Annotated in this window: 13 protein-coding genes; 7 read left to right on the forward strand and 6 right to left on the reverse strand. The window is 62.7% G+C overall.

Annotated features, from left to right (window positions below):
- Positions 1 to 29: 29 nt before the first annotated feature.
- Entirely contained in the window at positions 30 to 2,501 is a 2,472-nt protein-coding gene (locus AACH39_RS03145; RefSeq protein WP_338620869.1) for an EAL domain-containing protein, read from the forward strand.
- Here the strand turns inward: AACH39_RS03145 and AACH39_RS03150 are convergent, their stop codons facing one another.
- The 3 genes from AACH39_RS03150 to AACH39_RS03160 all read right to left on the reverse strand — a co-directional run bounded on the left by AACH39_RS03150 (position 2,502) and on the right by AACH39_RS03160 (position 4,312).
- A complete protein-coding gene (locus AACH39_RS03150; RefSeq protein ID WP_215782476.1) occupies positions 2,502 to 3,227 on the reverse strand; it encodes a pyridoxine 5'-phosphate synthase in 726 nt (241 codons plus the stop codon).
- Between the two features lie 66 nt (positions 3,228 to 3,293).
- Complete coding sequence (locus AACH39_RS03155; protein ID WP_338620870.1) at positions 3,294 to 3,758, reverse strand: hypothetical protein; 465 nt, start codon at positions 3,756 to 3,758, stop codon at positions 3,294 to 3,296.
- Between the two features lie 68 nt (positions 3,759 to 3,826).
- On the reverse strand, positions 3,827 to 4,312 hold the full coding sequence (locus AACH39_RS03160) for a Spy/CpxP family protein refolding chaperone (protein WP_215782474.1): 486 nt from the start codon (positions 4,310 to 4,312) through the stop codon (positions 3,827 to 3,829).
- 179 nt (positions 4,313 to 4,491) lie between these two features.
- On the opposite strand from AACH39_RS03160, the gene AACH39_RS03165 reads away from it, so the two are divergent.
- The 3 genes from AACH39_RS03165 (at position 4,492) to AACH39_RS03175 (ending at position 7,641) form a co-directional block, all read left to right on the forward strand.
- On the forward strand, positions 4,492 to 5,199 hold the full coding sequence (locus AACH39_RS03165) for a response regulator transcription factor (RefSeq protein WP_215782473.1): 708 nt from the start codon (positions 4,492 to 4,494) through the stop codon (positions 5,197 to 5,199).
- Positions 5,196 to 6,557, forward strand: coding sequence for an ATP-binding protein (locus tag AACH39_RS03170; RefSeq protein ID WP_338620871.1), 1,362 nt, complete (start codon positions 5,196 to 5,198; stop codon positions 6,555 to 6,557). Before AACH39_RS03165 ends, AACH39_RS03170 begins: the two co-directional genes overlap by 4 nt.
- A gap of 307 nt (positions 6,558 to 6,864) precedes the next feature.
- The gene (locus AACH39_RS03175; RefSeq protein ID WP_338620872.1) at positions 6,865 to 7,641 is read left to right on the forward strand and encodes a hypothetical protein; all 777 of its coding nucleotides are present in this window, start codon (positions 6,865 to 6,867) and stop codon (positions 7,639 to 7,641) included.
- A gap of 57 nt (positions 7,642 to 7,698) precedes the next feature.
- Here AACH39_RS03175 and rmuC read toward each other — a convergent pair whose 3' ends face one another.
- The 3 genes from rmuC to AACH39_RS03190 are packed head-to-tail and all read right to left on the reverse strand — an operon-like array spanning position 7,699 to position 11,778.
- Positions 7,699 to 9,057, reverse strand: a complete 1,359-nt coding sequence (gene rmuC, locus AACH39_RS03180) for a DNA recombination protein RmuC (protein ID WP_338620873.1) — start codon at positions 9,055 to 9,057, stop codon at positions 7,699 to 7,701.
- Complete coding sequence (recJ, locus tag AACH39_RS03185) at positions 9,058 to 10,767, reverse strand: single-stranded-DNA-specific exonuclease RecJ (protein WP_215782467.1); 1,710 nt, start codon at positions 10,765 to 10,767, stop codon at positions 9,058 to 9,060.
- Between the two features lie 3 nt (positions 10,768 to 10,770).
- Positions 10,771 to 11,778: a hypothetical protein gene (locus AACH39_RS03190; protein ID WP_215782466.1), complete on the reverse strand. Its 1,008-nt coding sequence runs from the start codon at positions 11,776 to 11,778 to the stop codon at positions 10,771 to 10,773.
- A gap of 163 nt (positions 11,779 to 11,941) precedes the next feature.
- Between AACH39_RS03190 and AACH39_RS03195 the strand changes: the two genes are divergently transcribed.
- The 3 genes from AACH39_RS03195 (at position 11,942) to AACH39_RS03205 (ending at position 16,459) form a co-directional block, all read left to right on the forward strand.
- Positions 11,942 to 13,042, forward strand: a complete 1,101-nt coding sequence (locus tag AACH39_RS03195) for an anhydro-N-acetylmuramic acid kinase (protein ID WP_215782465.1) — start codon at positions 11,942 to 11,944, stop codon at positions 13,040 to 13,042.
- Positions 13,043 to 13,136: 94 nt separating this feature from the next.
- On the forward strand, positions 13,137 to 14,003 hold the full coding sequence (locus AACH39_RS03200; protein WP_215782464.1) for a bifunctional methylenetetrahydrofolate dehydrogenase/methenyltetrahydrofolate cyclohydrolase: 867 nt from the start codon (positions 13,137 to 13,139) through the stop codon (positions 14,001 to 14,003).
- A 158-nt stretch (positions 14,004 to 14,161) separates the two neighbouring features.
- Positions 14,162 to 16,459: a DNA translocase FtsK gene (locus AACH39_RS03205; protein ID WP_252346211.1), complete on the forward strand. Its 2,298-nt coding sequence runs from the start codon at positions 14,162 to 14,164 to the stop codon at positions 16,457 to 16,459.
- The last annotated feature ends 16 nt before the right edge of the window (positions 16,460 to 16,475 follow it).

A 16,475-nucleotide genomic window follows, 5' to 3' on the forward strand; every position in this document is an offset into this window, starting at 1 on the left:
CAGTTGTTTCATCCACAACGGGGATGTCCATGAGTGCGTTTCATAACCGCACGATTCGCATCTTGCTCCTGGAAGATGTGGTCGAAGATGCGGAGGAAACCTGCCGGGTGCTGCGCCAGGCCGGGCTGACTATTGACGTCAGTCTGGTGAAGGATGAGTCGTCATTCCGCGAGCACCTCAGCCGGCCGGATTCGCTGGATATCATCCTGTCGGATTTTTCACTGCCCGATTTTGACGGCCTCTCGGCGCTGATTCTGCGCGCCATGCTGGCGCCCGACCTGCCCTTCATCTTTGTCACTGGCTCGCTCGGCGAAGAGCGGGCGGTCGAAATGCTGCATGTCGGGGCTTCTGACTATGTCCTCAAAGGCAATCTGCAACGTCTGCCGATTGCGGTCCTGCGCGCCCTGGCCGAGGCCGATGATGCCCGGATCCGTGCGTCGATGCAGCAACAGCTCCATACCGAGCGGCAACTACTCAGCGCCGTCCTCGACACCTCGGGCGCCCTGATCGTTCTGGTCGATGAGCAGGGCGCCATCGTGCGCACCAACCCCGCAGCCTGCCTGCCGCTGGCGGGCGAGTTTCAGGTCGAGGGCCAGGCGTTTGCCGCGGTCTTTGCCCGCGAGGATGAACGCCAGCATGTCCACACCTTGCTCCAGCAGGTCTGCCAGGCCGAGCAAGCCCAGCCGCTCTCCTGGCGTGCCACCGTCAATGGCCGGGTAGTGCTGTGGTCGGCGGCCCGCCTGACCGTGCAGACAGACAGTGCCGGCGTTGCTGTCGTGTCCGGTCTGGATGTCACTGCCCAGGAAGAAGCCGAGCAACAGGCCTACTACCTGCGTCACTTCGACAGCGCCAGCGGCCTGCCCAATCGGGAATTATTGCTGCTGCGCATGCGCAGCCTGGCCAGCGGCACCAACGGCCGCACGGCACTGGTCATGGTCGGACTGACGCGTCTGCAAGATGTACGCGACAGCCTAGGCAATGAAGCCGCCAATCGCCTGTTGCGCGAAGTCTCGCGCCGTCTGCTGACCTGGCAACTCGGCGGTGATTGCCTGGCGCGTGTCGGCGATGACGGCTTTGCCCTGCTGTGTGCCGCCAATTCGGAAGAAAACCTCGATCTGTCGCTGCAGGAAATGCTGACCCGGCTACATCAGCCTTATGTACTCAACGAGCGCAGTTTTTACCTCACGGCCCATTTGGGGGTCGCCTTCTGCGAGACCGAAACCGATCCGGAAGAGACCCTGCAGGCCGCGACCATGGCACTGCATCGCGCCATTCAGCAGCAGGCCGAAAGCTACCATATTTATCAGCCCCTGCTCTCTGATGAGGCCCGGATGCGGCTGGAGCTGGAGGGCGAGCTGCATGAGGCCCTGTCCGCTGACAATCAGCTTTACCTCGACTATCAACCCCAGGCCGAGATACGTAGCGGGCGCATCGTCGGCCTGGAGGCACTGATGCGCTGGCAACACCCGCGACTGGGGCTGCTCGGCCCCATGCGCTTCATTCCGCTGGCCGAATCTTGCGGTCTGATTGCCGCGCTGGGCGACAAGGCACTCGACCTGGCCTGCAGTCAGGCCGTGCGCTGGCAAAAAAGCGGGTTGCCGCCGGTTCCGGTGGCGGTCAATCTGTCTGCTTTACAGTGGTCGCAGCCGGGGCTGGCAGACACCATCCGGCAGGCTCTGGCGCAAAGCGGGCTGGACCCGCAGTGGCTCGAGCTGGAGCTGACCGAATCGGCCTCCATGCATAACCCCGTTGCGACGCTGGCCACCATGGAGGCCTTGCGCGAAATGGGGGTGCAGATGTCCATTGATGACTTTGGTACCGGCTTTTGCAATCTGAGCTATCTGAAGCGTTTCCCGGTCGACAAGCTGAAGATCGACCAGAGTTTTGTTCGTGAAATCACCTCGCTGCCGGATGATCTGGTGATTTCACAGCTGGTGGTGGCGATGGGACACCTGCTGCACCTGTCGGTCGTGGCGGAAGGCGTGGAAACCGAGGGGCAGCTGACGCTGCTGGCCGAGGCGGGTTGCGACATCATCCAGGGCTACTATTTCAGCCGTCCGGTCTCTGCGGCAGCCTGCGGGGATCTGCTGGCCAGCGGCAAACGTCTGCCGCCGACCAGCAGACGCTATCACCCGCATTATCTGCTGTGGCATGACCCGACAGGCGACAGTCTGCAACAGGCCCGCCCCTGGCTGGCCACGGCGGATTACCAGATTCTGGCCGCCGAAACGGCCCAGCAGGCTTTCGAGCTGATGGCAACGCATGAAATCGGCGTGGTGGTGGTCGGCAAGGGATTGCCGGAAATGCGCGGCAGTGCCTTTCTGACACGCATCACCAGCATGTACCCCTCGACCAGCGGCATTTTGCTGGGAACGCCCGACCACGAGGATCACTTGCCGGAGACCGTGGCGACCATCGCACAACCGATTGAGGAAACGAGCTTGCTTAACGCATTGACGCGGGGCTATGCGCGCCATGGCGGCGCGCATCATGTGAGGTGATCAGTGCGTTTTCAGAATGTCGACATAGCGGCGAACGGTTTCGGCGAAGCCAAACTGCAGGGCTTCCACGGTCAGTGCATGACCGATCGACACCTCAGCCACTTCAGGGACCGCCGCCACAAAGGCCGCGAGATTATCGAGATTCAGGTCATGACCGGCATTGACGCCCAGCCCCAGCGCTGCCGCCTGGCGCGCACTGGCGGCATAGGGTGCCAGGCTCTCGCTGCCCGGCGCATGGGCATAGCCCTCGGTATACAGCTCGATACGATCCGCGCCGGTCGCCGGCGCCAGGGCGATCTGGGCCGCGTCCGGATCCATGAAAATACTGCTGCGAATGCCGGCTGCGCGCAGGCGTGACACGACATCGCGGACGAAATCCAGATGGCGGGTCAGGTCCCAGCCATGGTCTGAGGTCAGCTGGCCCGGCGCATCCGGCACCAGCGTGCACTGATCCGGCCGTACCGCAATGACCTGCTCCAGAAAGGTTTCATCCGGATAGCCCTCGACATTCAGCTCTGTGCCCGGGAAGGCTCGAGTCACCTGCTGCAGCAGGGCAATATCGGCATAGCGCGCATGGCGCTGATCCGGACGCGGATGAATGGTGACGCCATGCGCACCGCATTGCAGGGCCAGGCGGGCAAAGTGTTCGACGGAGGGGAAATCACGTCCGCGTGCGTTGCGGATCAGGGCAATCTTGTTCAGGTTGACGCTCAGTTTGCAAGTCATGGCAGGGCTCCTGGAGTTTTTCGCCATTCTACCCTGCCCGCGCAGCCTGCACACCCGGTTTGCCGCTCAAACTGACAGAGCGGACCTGGCGGACGTAGCCTGATCCATCATGCCCTTCTGCATCAGGGTCTCGAAGCGCGCACGCTGCACCGACGTCAAAACCGTCCAGAGTGCGCGCGCACTTTGTCCGGACAAATCAAGGCGCAGCTGCATCTTGCGCGCGCAGTCAATGCGATATTGCTGCAGCACCGCCGGGCTGGCACCGGCTACCGGGGCGTCAAGTGGCTGAGCCACGGTCAGGGCATCTGCGGCAAAACGACGCCAGGGCTGATGTTGCCAGGGCTGCAGGGCCAGATCGGTCTCGATCTGATCCAGTTGCCGTGACATGTCGCGACTGACTTGTTCCATCGCCGCCAGGCACGGACTGCGATTGAGGCCAAGCGACGGGTCGGCATAGGCCGCGGCGGACAAGGTCAGGGCCAGTGCCCCCAGCTGGATGAGGCGAAGCGGTGTGGCAAACAGGGTTCGCATATCAGTGATCTCCTTGCAACGGAAGAGCAGAAAAGCCGGGCCGGCCGCGCTTCCGGCCCGCATTCGGGTTATTGCGGCATCGGGCCGGGTTCGCCATGCGGATGATCCATCATGCCGTGGCGCGGCATGTGCTGACGGGCCAGCTTGTCGAAGGTCTGGCGTTGTTCTGGGGTCAGTTGCTGCCACAGTGCCGACAAGGCCTTGCTGGAGGCAGCAAAGTGCTCGGCCATCAGACGGGCATGCTCGGCCCGGGCACGGGCCATGTCAGGCGCAGTAGGCGCTGCGCTCGGGCAGGCCGGTGCGGGCGGCAGTGCCAGCTCGGCCTGTGTATAGGCCTGCCATGCCGCCTGCTGGGCGGGGCGCAACTTCAGGGCCTGGGCCAGTTGATCGAGGCGCTTCTGCTGGTGCTGCTGCATGGCTTGCCGCATGTCGCTGTGACGCGGAGGGCAAGCCGGCACGGGGGCACTGGCAGGCAGATCGGCCGCCTGGGCGGCCAGACCGGCCATCAACAAGACGGAAGCAAACGTGACACGCAGCGTATGAGCGGTTTTCATCGGAACATCCTTTTTGTGAGAGAGGAGCCCCTATTGAAAACTAGTTATGTAAATAGATTTTTTAATGAGGATGTCCCATTGTAAATGAGTTGTAATCTTCTGCTATCGGGCATTAATCCCGGCCACAAAAGGAGTGAGAGTCGTTATGCTAACGCCCCATGACTACACGGAACGACACCATGCCCCGGCGCATTCTGCTGGTCGATGACGACCCCGAACTGACGCGACTGCTGGGCGATTACCTGAAGCAACAAGGTTATCTGGTCAGCATTGCGGCCGATGGCGAGCAGATGCGTGCGCAATGTGCCGAGCAAAAGCCCGACATGATCATTCTGGACCTGATGCTGCCGGGAGAAGACGGCTTGTCGCTGTGCCGCTCGCTGCGCGCCGAATCCACCCTGCCCATCCTGATGCTCACCGCCCGTGGCGATGATATTGACCGTATCATCGGCCTGGAAATGGGCGCCGATGACTATCTGCCCAAACCGTTCAACCCGCGCGAGCTGCTGGCGCGCGTCAAGAGCATTCTGCGACGCAGCCAGAGCGGCGAGCTGGCCAGCAAGGCAAGGCAACTGCTGTTTGCCGGACGAACACTGGACCTGGGGGCACGCCACCTGATTGGTGCCGACGGCGTAGTCGTTCCGCTCACTGGCGCAGAATTTACCTTGCTGTGTCTGCTGGCCGAGCACCCCAATCATGTCTTGTCCCGGGATCAACTGCTGGACGGGCTGGCCGGTCGCGAAGCCTCGCCCTTTGACCGTACGGTTGATGTGCTGATCTCGCGCATTCGTCGCCGTCTGGGTGACGACGCCCGAGATCCGCAACTGATCAAGACGGTTCGCAACGGCGGCTACATGCTGGCCACCACGGTGGAGCGGCTGACTTGAAGCGGCTGCCGCGAACCCTGACCGGTCAGTTATTGCTTGCAGTGGTGATCAGCCTGATCCTGGCTCAAGGTTTCGGTGCCTGGCTGCTGCTGGAAGACCGTGACCATTTTGGCGCGCAGCTGCGAGGTGAAAGTGCAGCCGAACGACTGGCCGGCATTGCCAACATGCTGGCGCGCACGCCGGCCGGCGAACGCGAGCGCCTGCTGCTGATCCTGAACGAACCCGGCAACTTCTTTACCCTGGCAGAGCCTTGGGGCAAAGCACGCGAAGCGTCCACCGGCGACCATCTGCTGGTAGAAACCTTTCGTGATGCCGCCAGCGGCAAGCTGGACATCCAGGTGTTGCCGATCGAGCTGCGCCCCATGGCACCACCGGGCACGCCGCTATCACAGGCACCGGAACATGGCCCGATGCTGACGCCTTTCCTGGTGGTGCAGGCACGGCTGCAGGATGGCACTGTCCTGAGCTGGCGCCATGCCATTCCGCCGACGCCACGCAACTGGCCCGCCCGCACCCTGCTGCTCCTCTGGGTACTGGCATTGACGGTGGCCATCCTGGCCAGCTGGCTGGTCCGCCGTCTGACCCGGCCGCTGGCCGCACTGGCGGATGCGGCATCCGGCCTGGCCAGCAACCTGGATCAGCCCCCGCTGCCAGAAACCGGTCCGCGCGAAGTGGTGCGAGCCGCCGCCGCCTTCAATCGCATGCAACGTGAGCTGAAGAGCTACCTGGAAACCCGGTCGCAGGCGCTGGCCGGCGTCTCGCACGACCTGCGCCTGCCCATCACCCGATTGCGACTGCGCCTTGAGCAGATTGCCGACCCGACACTGCGGGAACGTATCGAAATGGATCTGTCCGAAATGGACAGCATGATCGGCCACACGCTCGACTTCCTGCGTGCGGGCCAGAGCAGCGAACCAGTCGTCAAGCTGAACCTCGACATCCTGCTCGAAAGCCTGGTGGAGGATTTTGAAGCACTGGGCGCCCGCATTGCCCTGCATGGGCAAGCGGGCCGTCCGGTGCTGGCACAGCCTCAGGCGCTGCGCCGCTGCCTTGGCAACCTGCTAGAAAACGCCCGGCGCTACGCCGGGGAAGACATCGACCTGACGGTGGAAAGCACCCGTCAGACGGTGACACTGATGATTGAAGACCGCGGCCCGGGCATCCCGTCCGAGCTGCGCGACCAGGTGTTTGAACCTTACTTCAGACTGGAATCCTCGCGGGCGCGCAGCACCGGCGGCAGCGGGCTTGGACTGGCCATTGCCCGTGCCATTGCCCGGGCCCAGCATGGCGATGTCCGGCTGGAAGACCGCCCGGGCGGCGGGCTGCGAGTGGTGCTGACATTGAAGGCGGCGGACTAAGCCCATCATCCCAAACATACCTCAGGAAACACTCGTGCGCCCGTCGGGTACTTTCCGGCAAAGCAAATGCACGGTCTTCTTGGGCTCAATGGCCATGCACAAAGCATAAAATCACAGGATAAGTGATCGAATTCTTGGGCATAAACAGGCTCGGGGTATTGCGGGAAAGCCTTCGACTAAACCATCAGGTGAACCCCTCAAGCCAGTCCTTGCCGGCTGACCTGCTAACCGGCCATGTCGATGCAATTAGAGTAAATACCCTGCTAAGATGACTTGCCTTATGCAAAACAACTAACAGGGAAAATTCATGCGCACACGCCACTTCGCCAGACTCCTCCCCCTGCTGGCCCTTCCGGCCATGGCGGCCAGCGCGGCGGATCTCGCCGACCAATTTGCCGGCAAGTACTATGTATTGCCCGCGGCCAAGGCCAGGGGCTTTCATTGCCAGTTGCAGCTCGATCCGAAGACCACCGCTCAGATGCTGAACATCAGCCTGGCCGAGTATCAGCAGGACCCCTTTGCCCAGACGATGGCCAAAATGCCGATCTCCCTGCGTTTCACCCTGCCTGATCAGGTCAGGGTAACGGTGGGGGTCATCCCGAAACAGGCAAGCGCAGACAGCATCAAGGATGTCCGCGAAGTGGTCAGCGGCATCCAGCAATCAAGCGAAACGGCACTGATGCTATGGGGACGTTTTACCAGTGGGGCCATTATTCCGTCGGCCGCCAACAAGGCCGAGATTCGCAGCAATGCCGATGGCTTCCAGGCCCGTATTGGCAGCGGCAAGACCCGAGACGAGCTGCAGCTGGACCCGCAGGGGCGGATTACACGCTATACACCCAATGCCGGTCTGCAGAAGGATTACGCCATCCTGCCGAGTTTCCGGGAATCGCCGGACGGCTGGATGCTGAGCCGGATGGTCTACTGGCCAGCACGCGCTGGCAAAGGGGCTGCCAGGCAGTCACTCGATACGACCTTGCAGTATCAGCAAATTGGCGGCTGGCAGATTCCTGCCCTGCTGGGCATGAAAAGCCCGGATGATGGCGAATTGAATGTCGCGCTGACGCAGTGTGCACTGAACTGAGCAAGCGTCAGGCGGGTGGGCAGGTGCCAGCAGCCGGCGACGGTCGCTGGCGCCAAGTCAGGCATCCTCTTCCGGCGTCGCATCCAGCAGCGCCGTCGGCAGCTGCTTGTTGGCCTTGATGCCCAGCTTGCGCAGTTTTTCGGCACTGGTGACCAGGTTGCCGCGCCCGCTGCTAAGCTTCTTCATGGCATCCTGCCAGGTGTCACGAGATGTCTCCAGCTGTTTGCCCAGCTTCTCCAGGCTGTCGACAAAACCGACAAACTTGTCGAACATCGCGCCGCTCTGGCGGGCAATCTCCTGAGCGTTCTGGTTCTGGTATTCGTAGCGCCAGATGCTGGCCACGGTACGCAGGGTCGCCAGCAGGGTACTGGGTCCGACAATCATGATGCGTTTCTCGAACGCTTCGTTGAACAGGCCCATATCCTGCTGCACCGCCAGCAGATAGGCCGGCTCGACCGGCACGAACATAAAGACGAAATCAAGGGTGTTCAGGCTATAGAGGTCCTGATACCGCTTTTCCGACAGCGTCTTGATATGGGTTTTCAGGGCCAGGATGTGGGCCTTGAGCTCCGCCTCGCGCGTGGCCTCGTCCTCGGCCCGGGTGTAGCGGGTGTACGCATTGAGCGACACCTTGGAGTCCACCACCAGCTGCTTGTTTTCCGGCAAGTCGATAATCACGTCCGGCTGGAAGCGGCTGCTGCCCTCTTCGCCGACGACCACATCGGAGACCTGCACGCGATATTCGCGCCCCTTTTGCAGTCCCGACGTCTCCAGCACCCGCTCCAGCACCATCTCGCCCCAGTTCCCCTGCGCCTTGCTGCTGGCGCCGGTCAGGGCGTTGGTCAGGGCCACCGCGTCCTGATTCAGCCGGGTATTGAGCGCCTGCAGGTTCTTCAGCTCCACTTCCAGGGTCAGGCGCTCTTTAGAGTCCTTGTCATAGGTATCCTGCACCTGTTTGCTGAAGGCCTGAATCCGTTCAGCCAGCGGCGTCAGCAGATTGCCGATATTTTCCTTGTTCTGCTCGGTAAAGCGCCGGGTTTTTTCTTCCAGAATGTCGTTGGCCAGTGTCTTGAACTGCAGGCTCAGCGTGTCTTTCGCTTCATTCAGCAGCGCCAGTTTCTCTTCGTGCTGACGACGTTCCTGTTGCAAGGCAGTCTGCAGACTGGCCAGATCCTGTTCGCGCTGGCCAAGCTGAGTGCGCAACTGTGTCAACAGCGTGTCACATTCCGTCAGACGTTGACGCAGATCGGCCTCGCGAGCCTGCAGGGCATGTTTTTCCCCCTGCAAGGTCGCGAGCTCGACCGCCATTTCACCACGCCCCTGCTGATAGGCCGTCTGCGCACGTGCCCGCAGCACCAGAACACAGGCACCACCACCCAGCAATACGCCGGACAACAGACTCAGTAGCAGTTCCATTCAAGCCTCGTGAGGTTCAGTGACCACGGCACGCCAATGGTCGATATAGACTTGCAATTCCTTGCGCCCCTGCCATTCATTCGCCACCAGCTGATAGACCGCATCGATCTCGTCGGGCAGCCAGTCGGCATGATTGAACAGCATGGCGTCGAACTCGCAACCGCGACTACCCAGCCGCAGCTTGAGATGCTTTTCACCCACCACGCGCTGCTTGAGCACCTGGAAGCGATTATGAAAGGTCGGCGCCGGAAAGCCCTGCCCCCAGACCTCGGCGCTCAACGACTCGGCCAGTGCCAGCGAAATGTCGCGCGGGGGCAGCTCGCCATCGGTTTCGATGGTGCGCGTGAGCTGTTTTTCATCCAGCAATTCGCGCGCCACCTGCTCGAAGGCTTCGCGAAAATCTGCCATGCCCTGCTGGCGAATGGTCAGGCCCGCTGCCATGGCATGACCGCCGAACTTGACGATCAACTCGGGCTGCCGCTTGTAGACCAGGTCCAGCGCATCGCGCAGATGGAAGCCCGGGATGGAACGTCCGGAGCCGCGGATCTCGTCGCCGTCCCCCGGGGCAAAAACGATGGCAGGACGATGAAAGCGCTCCTTCAGGCGGGCGGCAACAATGCCGACCACCCCCTGGTGCCAGTCCTCGCGAAACAGGGTCAGGGTATAGCGTGCCGCCGGATCGATGCCGGACAGGTCGGCCAGCGCCGCTTCCCGCATGCCGGCCTCGATGGTCCGGCGCTCGCGGTTGAGGTCATCCAGCTGCCGGGCCAGCGACATGGCGCTGTCGGTCGACGAGGCCAGCAGGCAGGCGATACCGAGGCTCATGTCATCCAGCCGGCCAGCGGCATTCAGGCGCGGACCGAGGGTAAAGCCGAGGTCGAAGGTATTCGCCTTGTGCGGCGCACGCCCAGCCACCTGAAACAGGGCGGCCACACCGTGGCTCATGCGTCCGGCTCGCATGCGCTTGAGGCCGTTGCCTACCAGAATACGATTGTTCTGATCCAGCCTGACCACATCCGCCACCGTCCCCAGCGCGACCAGGTCAAGCAATTCAGCCAGATTGGGTTCGGCACCGGCGGCAAAATGGCCACGCTCACGCAGCTCGGCACGCAGCGCCATCAGCACATAGAACATCACCCCCACACCGGCCAGGTGGCGCGAGGCGAAGGTACAGCCCGGCTGATTGGGGTTGACGATCAGCGCGTCCGGCAACTGGCTGCCGGGCAGATGGTGATCGGTAATCAGGGTTTCGATGCCCAGGCGACTGGCGGTAGCGACGCCATCGACGCTGGCGATGCCGTTATCGACCGTCAAAATGATATCCGGCTGACGTTCAGCCGCCAGTTCGACAATCTGTGGCGTCAGGCCATAGCCATATTCAAAGCGGTTGGGAACCAGAAAATCCACCACGGCACCCATGGCGCTCAGCCCCTTGACCGCCACGCTGCAGGCCGTGGCGCCGTCGGCATCATAGTCGGCAATCACCAGCAGTCGCTGCCGGCGGGCAATGGCATCGGCCAGCCGCGCCGCCATCGGCCGGATGTTTTTCAGGGTCTGCCATGGCAGCAGGGCGCCGAGGCCATCATTCAGCTCATCCGCCTGATGGATGCCGCGCGCAGCATACAGCCGGGCCAGCAGCGGGGAATAGCCGTTTTGCACCAGGTGGGCACAGGCATCGGGCGGAACAGGACGTGTCAGAATGTTTTGCATGATTCAGTACAGTGAGGTCAGCGCTCGCGGGCGGCGCCAGAATTTCCATAAATCGACACGGCGGATTCGGACCTGAAGGGACCGCTCCCCACAGGACAACAGGGTCAGTTGCCGGAGCTGACCAGTGCGCAGCGCCTGCAGCAAGGGGGCGAACCAGTCCTGCTCCAGCTGCTGCACCTGTTCGCGCCACCCCCAGGCATCGCGATACTGTGCCGGCCCCTGCAACCGGTCGAGCTGCACCCAGACCTCGTTGTCCCGGGGCGCGCTCTCCAGCCAGGCCGCAAATGTCCAGGGCACGCTCTGGCTCTCTGTCTGGCACTGGCGCGCCAGCAGACACTGCCAGGGATCGTCGCTATACAGAAGCGGCGGGGTATGCAGCGCGGGCAATGCGCCACTGCCCCACAGCCACAGGCTGTTGACCCGTGGTTCGCCACGCGCCTCGCGTGCCTCATTGACCGGATGCGTAAACAACAGCATCTGCACCTCATTGAGCAGACGGCCAAGCCGCAAGGCATCCGGCCCCTGGGGCAGAAAATCATCCACATTCTCGCCGACCACATCCGGCAGGCTGTAGCAGTGCGCCTGGACAGGCTCAGGCAGCGACAGATACCAGCGTGATGGCGTGGGGGCATGAAATTGCAGATCATCGGCTGCGAAATGCTGATTCAGCGCGGCAACCAGGGCATCGGCTTCCGCCTGGTCGAGGCGCATCACGCCGGCATCGGCCAGCAGCGCGCGGTCGCGATCGATGCGCCAGGTCACCGGATCTGCCAGCAAGCAATGGCGCTCGCGGGTATCCAGACCGTCCAGCGCGGCAGCGACGCTGGCCAGCGGCAGGCCATCGAGGCCAAACGGCTGCCCGATCAGCGCCGACAGCGGTCGCTCGGCCAGATCCAGTGTGCCGCGCCCCAGCAGGGTCGTCAGTGCCGGCAGGGACAGTTCGCGCGCCACTTCGCCACCATCGTGCGTATCCAGCCAGCTCAGACCGGGGACAGAAAGAATCAGATGCATGCGGGTCTCTCGTTTTGCTTCATACTGGGCGGCAGGCCGGAATGGTGCCGACAGACTTGCCCTGTCTCGCGGGCTTGCGTATTTTACCCGTCTTTGCCGGTCTGAGTTGCCGATTTCATGCATTTGGCCGTTGCAATATCACAATTTCTTGGGGGTGCACGCGATGGAAGAGCTGTATATCGGCATGATGTCAGGGACCAGTCTGGACGGCGTGGATGCCGTGCTGGTGGCTTTTGATGCCGAGGGCCGGCTTTCTCTGCGCGGTGATCATGCGCTGCCCTACCCGCCCGCGCTGCGCAGCGAGGTGCTGGCACTGCAGCAGAGCGGCCACGATGAGCTGCGTCGCAGCGCCCTGCTGGCCAACCAGCTGGCCGCGCTCTATGCCGAAGCTGTGGACGGCCTGATGCGCCGCACCGGCATGCTGCGCGGGCGCATCCGCGCCATCGGCTGCCACGGCCAGACCATTCGTCATGCCCCGCAGGATGGCTATACCCTGCAGATCGGCAATCTGGCCCGCCTGGCCGAGCTGACCGGCATGGAGGTGGTCGGCGACTTCCGCAGCCGGGATGTGGCGGCCGGCGGTCAGGGAGCCCCGCTGGTACCGGCCTTCCATCACGCCCTGTTCGCTCATCCGCAACAAGCCCGCGTCATCGTGAATATCGGCGGCATCAGCAATCTGAGCCTGCTGATGCCGGGGCAGCCGGTCATCGGCTTTGATTGCGGCCCGGGCAATATGCTGATGGATGCCTGGTGCCGGCTGCACCTGGGTGAACCCTTCGACCGCGACGGACAATGGGCCGCCTCGGGAGAGATCCATGTCGGCCTGCTGCAGGCGCTGCTGGCCGAACCATTTTTTGCTGCCCCACCGCCCAAAAGCACCGGCCGCGACCTGTTCGACCTGCCCTGGCTGCAAGCCATCCTCGGCCGTTTCCCCGCAATCCGTCCTGCCGACGTTCAGGCCACCCTGCTGGCCCAGGCGGCACAGGCCATTGCCGATGCGATCCATCAGCATGCCGACCAGGCCCGCGACGTTTTTCTGTGCGGCGGCGGCGCGCAGAACCCGGCCCTGGTGGCCGCCCTGGCGGCACAGATGCCGCAACGCCGCCTGGCCGACACGGATCAGCTGGGGCTGCCAACCCAGCAAGTCGAGGCCACGGCCTTTGCCTGGCTGGCGCGTCAGGCGCTGCTGCGCCAGGCCGGCAACCTGCCCGCGGTCACCGGTGCACGCGGTCCGCGCATCCTCGGCGCAATCTATCCACGTTAAGAGTCTTTATGTCGTGAAATCCAGTCCCCACGCGGCTTTGCGCAGTTGATATAATCCGACCGGTTTTTGGATGATCGCTGAATTGGAGAGTGGCATGCACGACTTTAATCCGGAGGGAATGGCCGCGGTTTACCGCAGCATGATCCGCGAGGAGATTGATTCCCTTCAGGCCCAGGTGAACGTCGCAGGGTTTCTGGTTTCGGACGACCCGGCATCCGCGACCTATGCGCGCTACACCGAAGATGGCTGCCGTGATGTCGGCATTCATTTCAACCTGCAGCACATGCCGCGCGAAGCCATTGCCGACGCCATCCGCGCCGCCAATGCCAACCCCGAAATCCATGGCATCTTCGTCTATTACCCGATTTTCGGGGATGAGCGTGATGCCGCCATCAAGGATATGGTCGATCCGCGCAAGGATGTCGAAGGACTGACCAGCTACTGGATGGACAAGCTGTACCGCAACGAGCGCTTCGATGATGCCGCACGCCAACACCGCGCCATTCTGCCCTGCACGCCGCTGGCCATCCTCAAGGTACTGGAAGCGACCGATGCCTACAGCCCGGGCGGCCTGCCGTTCCGTGACCAGGTCATCACCGTCTTCAACCGCTCCGACGTGGTCGGCAAACCGCTGGCCCATATGCTCGCCAACGACGGTGGCACGGTGTACTCGTTCGATGTCAACGGCGGCGTGGTCATCGGCAACGACCATCCGATCGACCGGGCCACGGCCCTGGCGCAATCGGATATCGTCATTACCGGCGTGCCGTCGCGGCAATTCGACAAGATTCGTGCCGAGGAGCTCAAACCCGGCGCCATCTGCCTCAACTTCTCCTTCGTGAAGAACTTCGAAGACGCGGCACGCGAAGCGGCCCGGATCTATATTCCGCGCGTCGGCCCGCTGACCGTGGCCATGTGCCTGCGCAACGCCACCCGCCTGTATCGCAACTATCACGCCTGAGCAGGCTGCATCACGCGGGTTCACCCGCGTGATGCAGTAATTCATGCTTCGCGAATGTCAATTTCGCGTTATTCTTTACGCGTGCATAAAAGGCGCAGGCTTGCGATTGCGCCTTGCCACTATATAATCCCCGGCTGTCATCAACCGTTTAAAAGACTATGCGACTTTTCAAGCGAAAAGCGGTTGTCCGCAATCGCCAGAATCAACTCCCCCCGCGGCTCAATGCCTTGCTGCGTGAAGCCTGGTGGCTGTTGATGGCGGTTGCCGCGGTGTATCTGGTGCTGATCCTGGCCAGTCACTCGACGCTCGACCCGTCCTGGTCGCACAGTTCCTCCGATCCGACCGTGCGCAACTATGGCGGCACCTTTGGTGCCTGGTTGTCGGACATGCTGTTATTCATCCTCGGCGCCTCCGCCTGGTGGCTGGTGGTGTTCTGCCTGGCGGCCATCGTCTGGGGCTATCGGCGCATGGATCAGGAAGGACTGACACCCGGGGCCTTCAATGCCGTCACCCTGACCGGTTTCTGGCTGCTGCTGCTCGCCAGTGCCAGCCTGGAATCCATCGTACTCGGCGATCAGATCGCGGCCCAGCTCCCCTCCGGTGGTGTCATCGGCCATTTCATCGGCCATGCAGCCCGTCATGCCCTGGGTCTGTCCGGCGCCAGTCTGCTGCTGTCGACGCTGGCGGCCATCGGTTTTTCCCTGTTCGCCGGCATCTCCTGGCTCGACATCATGGAGCGCATCGGCACCTGGGTCGAACAGGGGGTGATGTATGTCTACCAGTCCTGGCAGGCGCGGCGTGACCGCGAGATCGGTCGCAAGGAAGCGCAAAAGCGCGAAGCCAAGGTCAGCAACGAGAAAAAACGGCACGAAGATCACCAGCCGGTACGCATCGAAACCCCGGCCATCGAGCCGGCGGCGGCGCCCCGTCCGCCCAAGCCGGTACAGCAGTCGCTGTTTGCCGATCCGGCCGACAACGCCCTGCCCGGCCTGAGCCTGCTTGAGCCACCCAAGGAGACCGTGGAATCGGTGTCTGCCGAGACGGTGGAGTACACCTCACGCCTGATCGAGCGCAAGCTGGCCGACTTCGGCGTCGAAGTCAAAGTCGTCGCCGCCTACCCGGGACCGGTGATCACCCGTTACGAAATCGAGCCGGCAGTCGGCGTCAAGGGCGCCCAGATCGTCAACCTGATGAAGGACCTGGCCCGTGCGCTGTCGCTGGTGTCGATCCGCGTGGTCGAGACCATTCCCGGCAAAACCTATATGGGTCTGGAGCTTCCCAATCCGAAACGCCAGATCGTACGACTGTCGGAAATCATCGGTTCAGATGGCTACCAGAACCAGGCTTCGCGTCTGACCATGGCGCTGGGCAAGGACATCGCCGGCCAGCCAGTTTCGGCCGACCTGGCCAAGATGCCACACGTCCTGGTCGCCGGCACCACGGGTTCGGGCAAGTCGGTCGCCATCAATGCCATGATCCTGTCACTGCTGTACAAGTCGACGCCCAAGGAAGTCCGGCTGATCATGGTCGACCCCAAGATGCTGGAATTGTCGATTTACGAAGGCATCCCGCACCTGCTGGCACCGGTAGTCACTGACATGAAACACGCCGCCAACGCGCTGGACTGGTGCGTGGCCGAGATGGAACGGCGCTACCGGCTGATGTCGAAGCTCGGGGTGCGCAATCTGGCGGGTTACAACCAGAAGATCCGCGACGCAGAGAAAGCCGGCGAGCATGTCGACAATCCGTTCTCGCTGACGCCGGAAACACCGGAGCCGCTGGAAGCACTGCCGATGATCGTGGTGGTGATCGACGAACTGGCCGACCTGATGATGGTCGCCGGCAAGAAGATCGAAGAGTTGATCGCCCGCCTGGCACAGAAGGCGCGCGCTGCCGGCATTCACCTGATTCTGGCCACGCAGCGTCCCTCGGTGGATGTGATTACCGGCCTGATCAAGGCCAATATCCCGACCCGTATTGCCTTCCAGGTTTCCAGCAAGATCGACTCGCGCACCATTCTGGACCAGATGGGTGCCGAAGCCCTGCTCGGCCAGGGCGACATGCTCTACCTGCCGCCCGGCACCGGTTACCCGCTGCGGGTCCACGGCGCCTTTGTCGCCGATGACGAAGTGCATCACGTCGTCGAATACCTGAAGACCACCGGCGAACCGGATTACATCGAGGGCATTCTGAGCGGCACGGCCGAGAATGCGGGTGACGACGATGCCGGCGCCCCCTTTGCCACCGAGGACGCCGAATCCGATCCGCTGTATGACGAGGCCGTGGCCGTGGTCCTCAAGACGCGACGGGCATCCATTTCGTCGGTGCAGCGTCAGCTGCGGATCGGCTACAACCGTGCCGCACGCCTGATCGAACAAATGGAAGCCGCCGGACTGGTCTCCGCCATGGAAACCAACGGCAATCGCACCGTGCTGGCGCCGGCGCGCGAAGAATGACCCATCAGGAGACGGC

The organism is Paludibacterium flexuosum (assembly GCF_037076605.1).
GTDB lineage: Bacteria > Pseudomonadota > Gammaproteobacteria > Burkholderiales > Chromobacteriaceae > Paludibacterium.

Bases quoted from the DNA above. Each gene is read 5' to 3' on its own strand.
- AACH39_RS03145 (WP_338620869.1), top strand. From the start codon at position 30: ATGAGTGCGTTTCATAACCGCACGATTCGCATCTTGCTCCTGGAAGAT.
- recJ (WP_215782467.1), bottom strand. From the start codon at position 10,767: ATGCAAAACATTCTGACACGTCCTGTTCCGCCCGATGCCTGTGCCCAC.
- AACH39_RS03160 (WP_215782474.1), bottom strand. From the start codon at position 4,312: ATGAAAACCGCTCATACGCTGCGTGTCACGTTTGCTTCCGTCTTGTTG.
- AACH39_RS03165 (WP_215782473.1), top strand. From the start codon at position 4,492: ATGCCCCGGCGCATTCTGCTGGTCGATGACGACCCCGAACTGACGCGA.
- AACH39_RS03195 (WP_215782465.1), top strand. From the start codon at position 11,942: ATGGAAGAGCTGTATATCGGCATGATGTCAGGGACCAGTCTGGACGGC.
- rmuC (WP_338620873.1), bottom strand. From the start codon at position 9,057: ATGGAACTGCTACTGAGTCTGTTGTCCGGCGTATTGCTGGGTGGTGGT.
- AACH39_RS03150 (WP_215782476.1), bottom strand. From the start codon at position 3,227: ATGACTTGCAAACTGAGCGTCAACCTGAACAAGATTGCCCTGATCCGC.
- AACH39_RS03190 (WP_215782466.1), bottom strand. From the start codon at position 11,778: ATGCATCTGATTCTTTCTGTCCCCGGTCTGAGCTGGCTGGATACGCAC.
- AACH39_RS03175 (WP_338620872.1), top strand. From the start codon at position 6,865: ATGCGCACACGCCACTTCGCCAGACTCCTCCCCCTGCTGGCCCTTCCG.
- AACH39_RS03155 (WP_338620870.1), bottom strand. From the start codon at position 3,758: ATGCGAACCCTGTTTGCCACACCGCTTCGCCTCATCCAGCTGGGGGCA.
- AACH39_RS03205 (WP_252346211.1), top strand. From the start codon at position 14,162: ATGCGACTTTTCAAGCGAAAAGCGGTTGTCCGCAATCGCCAGAATCAA.
- AACH39_RS03200 (WP_215782464.1), top strand. From the start codon at position 13,137: ATGCACGACTTTAATCCGGAGGGAATGGCCGCGGTTTACCGCAGCATG.